Here is a 6,746-nt window from a genome sequence, read left to right as displayed (position 1 = left end):
CCAGCGAGACCAACTATGCTTTCGTGTCAGATATGCGTGACAGCAGTTACTTTGCTTTTGAGAATTTTGATCTAAAAAATGTAGATGGTCTGCAAGCGCGAGTAGCGGCTAATGAAGCAGGCCTAACTTTACAAGTACGGCTTAATTCGGTTGATGGTGATATTATTGCGGAAGCTGCTATTCCGGCTACGGGCAGCAATGCTGAATGGACCAGTATCAACTTACCCCTTCGGCAGTCAACTGGAGTACATACGCTCTACTTCGTCACCCGAGGAAAGTCAGCCGACGCTAAGGCAGCAGTTGATTGGATTTATTTTCAGAATAGCCAAACTGAACAGCGAGTAGCTAGTCGCTGATCTAACTAAGGTCACTTTGTTAGCCGAGCCGAGATGATGTAAATTGTCTCGGCTCTTCGTTTAGTTGGGGGGTGCGACTCGTCAAACTCTATGCTGGACGTTGGATATGACTATAAAAGTAAAGATCGGTGAAGCTATCATTAAAGAAAGCTTTATTGATCAGAAGCGTTTTCTTTACGGTGAGTCCACCCCCACTGAGCCATTTCGTGCAATATGGGTATCAGCGTGACACCGTAGTCAGTCAGACGATACTCCACCCGTGGGGGTACTTCGGCGTACACCTTTCGGTGAATAACGTTATCCTTTTCTAGTTCCCGCAATTGTTGGGTTAGCATTTTTTGAGTAATGCCGGGTAAGGCCCGCTTTAATTTACCAAACCGTCTTATTTGATGCAGTTGTAACTCCCACAAGATAGCGGGTTTCCACTTTCCCCCAATTACCTCCAAGGTGGTAAGCACCGGACAAGGATGGATAGTGACAAATTTATCTTCAATAACTGTAAGTTTTTCTTCCATGCTAACTTATTGATTATCAATATTAGTTACTTTTTGCATACTATCGTACTTACAAGTACCTACTTGATAAAATGTGCCTAAGGTTACAAATTTACGTAATTATTCATTTTAACCGTAAATTTTTATGGCAACTTTTTTTGTAACTGGCGCTACGGGCACTGTAGGTAGAGAAGTAGTTCAGGCATTACTTCAACAAGGGCAGCAGGTGATTGCAGCGAGTCGGCACCCCGAGCGTAGCCGCGAGCAATTTGGGACTTCCGTGAAAGCAGTTTCCTTTGATTTTGAAGATATCAATACCTTCTCGGAGGTTAGTAGCACTGACGGAGTGTTTCTTCTAGGTCCACCTCTATATCCTGATATGTTCAAACTACTAGCTCCGTTTACTGACTATCTACTTCAGCGAGGACCCAAGCGAATTGTATACCTATCGGCCTACGGCATGGACGATCTGACGGAACTTCCGTTCCATCGTCAGATGGAAGATAAGCTTAAACAAGCTGAAGTAGACTGGCGAATTGTTCGCCCCGGTTTCTTTATGCAAAACTTTGGTAACTACGAGCGGGAGAACATTGAGCAGCGTAAAATTATCTTTTTTCCTGCGGGGGAAGGAACAACTGGCTTTGTTTCGGCGCGGGATATTGGAGAAGTTGTAGCCACCCTACTCGTAAAGGATCAGCATCGTCATCAGACCTATATGCTAACCGGAGAGCAAGCCTACACCCACTTTGAGGTCGCTGACCTACTTTCAGATATAAAAGGCGAGAAAATTACTTACATTAATCCCGACTCGGAAACGTACCGTAGTACATTGGCGCAAGCCGGAGCCCCTCCTTTTATAGCCGATTATATGCTGCCCGTCTACGGCCTAATCAAACGGGGCAAGGTTAAAGAGACCACGCAGGACATAGAAAAACTCACGGGACGAAAACCTGAACCACTGAGAGTAGTTTTAGAAAGAGACTTTACTTAGCTTAGAGCGTATTGATTCCAAACTTAAACAGTAATCGCTTGGCGACCTAGTTTGGTCTCTTTTGGGATGATTATGCGATGCCGCGTCATGATGGTTTAAGCATCGGTCGCCGAAAGCCATTATGACGCGACATCGTCTATCTATTATCTTTGTTAAACATGTTATTTAACCTATGCGACCTGTATTAATCGCTATTTTTTTCTGCTTAACTATCCAAGGAGTTGCCCAAGCCGTTTTCCCTCTCTCAATAAGTGAGAACCAGCGATATTTAGTCGATGCGGAAGGATCTCCATTTTTGTATCAAGCTGATACTCCGTGGTTCCTTTTCTTTAAACTCACAATGCCTGAGGTGAAAGAATATATACAAGCGCGAAAGCAGAAAGGATTCAATACGCTACAAATAATGCTGACTGGTGGAAAGGGATTAGAAAATATTGATGGGGAGCTTCCTTTTCTTAATAATTACGATTTAGCCCAACCCAACGAAAAGTTTTTTCAGCGAGTAGACAGTATTGTAGTTGGAGCTCAGAATCAGGGCTTATTATTAGCTTTAGTACCACTTTGGTCGGGTTGCTGCCGAACAGATTATGCTGGGGTTGACGCCGAAGGAAACCCGCTACCACTTAACCGCAATGGAGTAGAAAAAGCGCGAGCTTACGGAGAATGGGTAGGTGATCGCTACGGCAGTTATAATCATATTATGTGGGTGCTAGGTGGCGACAATGATCCGTTCAATGCACTAGAAGAAATTGAGGCAATGGCTGATGGTTTGCACCGTACTTCTAATAATCAATTATTTACGTATCATGCTTCTTCTACCCACAGTAGCACCGATGTTTTTCCCGAAGCAAATTGGCTAGATGTATCAATGGTGTATACCTACTTCCGGGGATTTAACAAAGCCTGGAATAAGATTCAGCCCGACGTATACGAAGTGTGCTATGACGAATATCAGAAGACTCCCACTATGCCCTTTTTTTTGGGGGAATCTACCTACGAGGGAGAACACGATGATTGGGGTTCGGCCCTTCAAGTCAGGAAGCAAGCGTACTGGGCGGTGCTTTCAGGAGCTACCGGTCATGCCTACGGTTCACCTAATTGGCATCTTCGAGATGATTGGAGGAAAGTTCTACAGTTTCCCGGAGCAGAAAGCTTAAAGCACTTACCGCCTCTCATGAAATCAGTAGGTTGGCCAAATCTACAGCCTAATTGGAACGGATCATTTATTGAGCAAGGTGATGGTGGCTACGCTACTAATGACTACGCCGTAACGGCCATTTCCATTGATTCTACCCACGCTATTACTTACATTCCTTCCGGGCGAGAAATTCAAATAGATCCGTCGCTGATATCAAATAAAAAGGTGAAACTCAACTGGTATAATCCTCGCTCTGGCCAAACCGTAGCTATCAAAACCTATTCTACTACTGAGCAAATCAGTCTAACGACTCCTGACAACCAAGACTGGATTTTACTTTCAATTGGTCAATAAATAATCGGAACCAAAACTGCTATCTAATTTTGAAAAATCCATGCGTAAATGGTAAGTTGGAAACAGCATTAGTCTATTTATGAACTGATGACCTGATTGTTGACAGACTATATACCTATGAAATTGGATTCTATAATCAGAATACTTCTCGTTGTTTGTTTGCATTACCCTCTGTTTACTAGTATCTCTGAAGCGCAGTCTTCCGGAATATTTAATGTACAGATTGGTGAAGTTCCTGTTGAGGTACTACCTCAGAAAGCGCAGTATCGATTTGCCGACTTCGGCTGGGGGAAAGTTACGTTTATGGACGGACAAACGGCCAATGCTCAAGTAAATTACAATCTGTTGTATGGAGAGATGCAATTTATTGATCGAACCAAGGACACCCTATCCATTGCTGATGATCCAATAGTTAAAACCTTAACGGTGAATGACTTCATATTTTATTATGACCCACGGTACGGATACGTGGAAGAGGTTAAGGATTTTACCACCTGTACGTTAGCTAAAAAGCAACGTCTTCGTTGGGCTAAGGAAGTTCAAAAAACTACGGGTGGGGCGGCTAATGATATTATGAGAGGTACCAGTGACAATAGGCTTAGTCAGACTTCAAGCTCCTGGCAAGCAAATGATAAGCAAACGAGTCAGGAATTTTTCTCTCACTCAGCTACCAAGCCAATGACTTTCTCCTTACGAGCGAACTACTACTTCACAGACTTTAACCACCGTTGGTATCCGGCTAATAAGTCAAGTATTAAAAAAGCCTTTCGTCGCTACAAAAAAGACGTGCTAGAATTTATTGATACTGAAGAAATTAAGTTTAACGATGCTCAGGACTTGATTAAGCTACTCAGTTTCTGTAGTCAATTGAAAGATTATAATCCCTAATAAGAAATCCACACTGAAACAACTAATCGTACAGCAACTGCAAATCTACTTGGTTCGCCTTAGCCACCTTACGTTCGGGGTCTAATTGTTTTACAAACTCACCTAATTGGTTTAAGCTGTCAGTAAACTCTAAGTGATAGTCTTCGTGTAGTCTTTCAATCATGCCTATAATTTTTCCGGCTCGTTTCACTACGTAGGGAGTGAACTTCACCATTTTTCGGGGCGGGGCATTCACTAACTTTTTAATGTTAGGTTCCAGCAGGGAAACCAGCATATCCAATTGTAGCTCAACTTCACCGATCTTATCTTTAGTAATACTGCGGTATTCGTTAATCATTCCGCTACAATCCCGCATTTCCATCATCAAGTATCCTGGGCTGTAGTAATGTCCTGGATAGTAACCAGCTCGGCGATGGATGTACTCCTTCACTTCTTCTTTTCGTTCTTGAGCCCCTCCTTCACCTTCTAACAGCTTAAATTGTAGTTGGTTAAGTAAATTCAGGTCTTTGGCAATTAACCGAAGTAAAAGTTTGTCTTTTTCCTTTTCCGGCATTTCAACAATTGCCTGCTTTAGTTCTTTCTCTATCTTTACCATAGTTAAAGGATATTAACTATTTGTTAACTTACCCATCGTTTAGAAAGGTTTCCGAATATCGCGCATAAACAAAAAAACCGAAACCACGGCGTTGATTTCGGTTCGCTAATTTCTACGGAAAACTGATTAGATAATCATGCCGGCTCCAACGGTTTCGTTGGTAAACTCATCTACCAAAATTACACTCCCCGTATCCCGATTAGTTTTGTAGCTATCGTACAGTAGAGGGGTAGTTGTTCGGATGCTGATTCGCCCAATATCGTTTAGTCCAATCTCAGTATCGTCCTCCATCCGATGCAGGGTGTTGATATTCACCTTGTACTTTACCTCCTTTATAATGCAGCGGGCATCTTTGGTGGTGTGCTTCAGAGCGTACTTTCCCCGAGGAGCTATTTTCTTTTCGTTGAGCCAGCAAACCATTAAGTCAATATCTTGTCCTACCTTCGGCTGATTATCAGGCTTCGCAATCATATCACCCCGAGTGGTGTCAATATCGTCTTCTAGTGTCACGGAGACTGACATCGGGGGAAACGCTTCTTCTAATTCGCCGTCAATCGTAGCAATGGAAGCAATCTTGGTGGTTAGTCCAGATGGTAGGACAATTACTTCATCGCCAGGTTTAAAAACTCCCCCCGCTACCCTTCCGGCGTAGCCTCGGTAATCATGAAAATCGTTTGACTGAGGGCGAATTACCCGCTGTACCGGGAACCGGCTATCCACAAAATTATAGTCGCTGGAAATCTGCACCGTTTCTAAAGTATACAGCAAACTGCCGCCTTCGTACCACGGCATATCTTCGGATTTGTGTACCACATTATCGCCCTTCAGCGCACTAATGGGAATGTAGCGAATATCGGGAATGTCTAGTTTGGAGCTAAACTCCTTAAACTCTTGCTGAATTTTCTCAAACTGTTCTTGACTGTAGTCTACCAAGTCCATCTTGTTCACACACAGAATCAGGTGCTGAATCCGCAACAGCGAAGCGATGAAAGCATGGCGACAGGTTTGTTCCACCACCCCGTGTCGGGCATCTACCAGCACAATGGCCAAGTTGGCGGTAGAAGCACCGGTCACCATATTGCGGGTATACTGGATGTGACCGGGAGTATCGGCAATAATGAATTTACGCTTGGGAGTAGCGAAATAACGGTACGCTACGTCAATGGTAATGCCTTGTTCGCGTTCGTCCCGCAGTCCATCCGTGAGTAACGCTAGATTTACGTTTTCATCACCGGCATTAGTACTAGCTCGCTCTACTGCGTCGAGCTGGTCTTCAAAAATAGCTTTGCTATCGTAAAGAAGACGACCAATCAGGGTACTTTTGCCATCGTCTACGCTTCCGGCGGTAGTAAATCGCAGTAAATCCATGCTTAAGTACTGCTCACTAGTTTGTATATCGGGTGTTTGAGAAGTCATAGAAAATATAAAATGTGAAATGAAAGATATGAAATTAGAAAAATAAGAAATACGAGATTTAGAAAATATGAAATGTGGAATTTGAAAATTAGGTTTTGTAGCGTTGTTTTATCGAGATAAAAAGAGCGATTAACTCCTCCGTTTCTTTCATTACTACATCAAGTGCACTGTTCTGATTTATCATCTTTCCTTCCATTAGTAGTTCTAACCAATATAAACTCTCGTCAGCTTCTTTAATAACTGTCCCTAATTTGGCAATAAATTTTTTCCGGCTGCTACCCCGGAAGGCAGCTCGGGTATTTGCACCAACTGAAGTCGCTGACCTTATCAATTGCTTCCTAATGATATTATCAGCATCCGTGCTTGTGATCTGACTGCTTAAGTTAATAATGTGTAATGCATAATTTTTTGGTTCGCTCCTTCAAATCCCCCTCTTTCATCTTTCAACCCCTATCAAGCTTTTCACTTCTCACATTTCATATCTCACATCTTAAAAGTATCCTTGCTTTTTGCG

General features: G+C 42.9%; 8 protein-coding genes. 4 read left to right on the top strand and 4 right to left on the bottom strand.

The features are described from left to right. Nucleotides 1-356: carbohydrate-binding protein (locus tag WBA23_RS22330; protein ID WP_424584493.1), on the top strand; the 356-nt coding region annotated here is incomplete at its 5' end. 152 nt (nt 357-508) lie between these two features. On the opposite strand, the gene WBA23_RS22325 is transcribed toward WBA23_RS22330, so the two are convergent. Then, nucleotides 509-871 carry a winged helix-turn-helix transcriptional regulator gene (locus WBA23_RS22325; RefSeq protein WP_424584492.1) on the bottom strand — a complete coding sequence of 121 codons (363 nt, stop codon included), beginning with the start codon at nt 869-871 and terminating at the stop codon, nt 509-511. 124 nt (nt 872-995) lie between these two features. Here WBA23_RS22325 and WBA23_RS22320 point away from each other — a divergent pair, with 124 nt between their 5' ends. The 3 genes from WBA23_RS22320 (at nt 996) to WBA23_RS22310 (ending at nt 4,221) form a co-directional block, all read left to right on the top strand. Next, a complete protein-coding gene (locus WBA23_RS22320; RefSeq protein WP_424584491.1) occupies nt 996-1,841 on the top strand; it encodes an SDR family oxidoreductase in 846 nt (281 codons plus the stop codon). A gap of 172 nt (nt 1,842-2,013) precedes the next feature. Then, nucleotides 2,014-3,333 (top strand): DUF4038 domain-containing protein, encoded by a 1,320-nt coding sequence (locus WBA23_RS22315; RefSeq protein ID WP_424584490.1) that lies wholly within the window; start codon nt 2,014-2,016, stop codon nt 3,331-3,333. A gap of 159 nt (nt 3,334-3,492) precedes the next feature. Then, nucleotides 3,493-4,221, top strand: a complete 729-nt coding sequence (locus WBA23_RS22310; protein WP_424584489.1) for a hypothetical protein — start codon at nt 3,493-3,495, stop codon at nt 4,219-4,221. Between the two features lie 22 nt (nt 4,222-4,243). On the opposite strand, the gene WBA23_RS22305 is transcribed toward WBA23_RS22310, so the two are convergent. From WBA23_RS22305 to WBA23_RS22295, 3 genes are all read right to left on the bottom strand, one after another. Then, nucleotides 4,244-4,816, bottom strand: a complete 573-nt coding sequence (locus WBA23_RS22305) for a hypothetical protein (RefSeq protein WP_424584488.1) — start codon at nt 4,814-4,816, stop codon at nt 4,244-4,246. A 126-nt stretch (nt 4,817-4,942) separates the two neighbouring features. Further along, a complete protein-coding gene (cysN, locus tag WBA23_RS22300) occupies nt 4,943-6,232 on the bottom strand; it encodes a sulfate adenylyltransferase subunit CysN (RefSeq protein ID WP_424584487.1) in 1,290 nt (429 codons plus the stop codon). A gap of 88 nt (nt 6,233-6,320) precedes the next feature. Next, a complete protein-coding gene (locus WBA23_RS22295) occupies nt 6,321-6,602 on the bottom strand; it encodes a four helix bundle protein (protein ID WP_424584494.1) in 282 nt (93 codons plus the stop codon). Nucleotides 6,603-6,746: the final 144 nt, after the last annotated feature.

It is taken from the genome of Tunicatimonas sp., assembly GCF_049647865.1.
Classification (GTDB): Bacteria; Bacteroidota; Bacteroidia; order Cytophagales; family Cyclobacteriaceae; genus Tunicatimonas.
The sequence above is the reverse complement of the archived record's forward strand: the minus strand, read 5'-3'. Positions and strand labels throughout refer to the sequence as shown.

What these genes read in the sequence shown, in the direction of transcription:
- WBA23_RS22315 (WP_424584490.1), top strand. Translation starts at nt 2,014, where the DNA reads ATGCGACCTGTATTAATCGCTATTTTTTTCTGCTTAACTATCCAAGGA.
- WBA23_RS22305 (WP_424584488.1), bottom strand. Translation starts at nt 4,816, where the DNA reads ATGGTAAAGATAGAGAAAGAACTAAAGCAGGCAATTGTTGAAATGCCG.
- WBA23_RS22320 (WP_424584491.1), top strand. Translation starts at nt 996, where the DNA reads ATGGCAACTTTTTTTGTAACTGGCGCTACGGGCACTGTAGGTAGAGAA.
- cysN (WP_424584487.1), bottom strand. Translation starts at nt 6,232, where the DNA reads ATGACTTCTCAAACACCCGATATACAAACTAGTGAGCAGTACTTAAGC.
- WBA23_RS22325 (WP_424584492.1), bottom strand. Translation starts at nt 871, where the DNA reads ATGGAAGAAAAACTTACAGTTATTGAAGATAAATTTGTCACTATCCAT.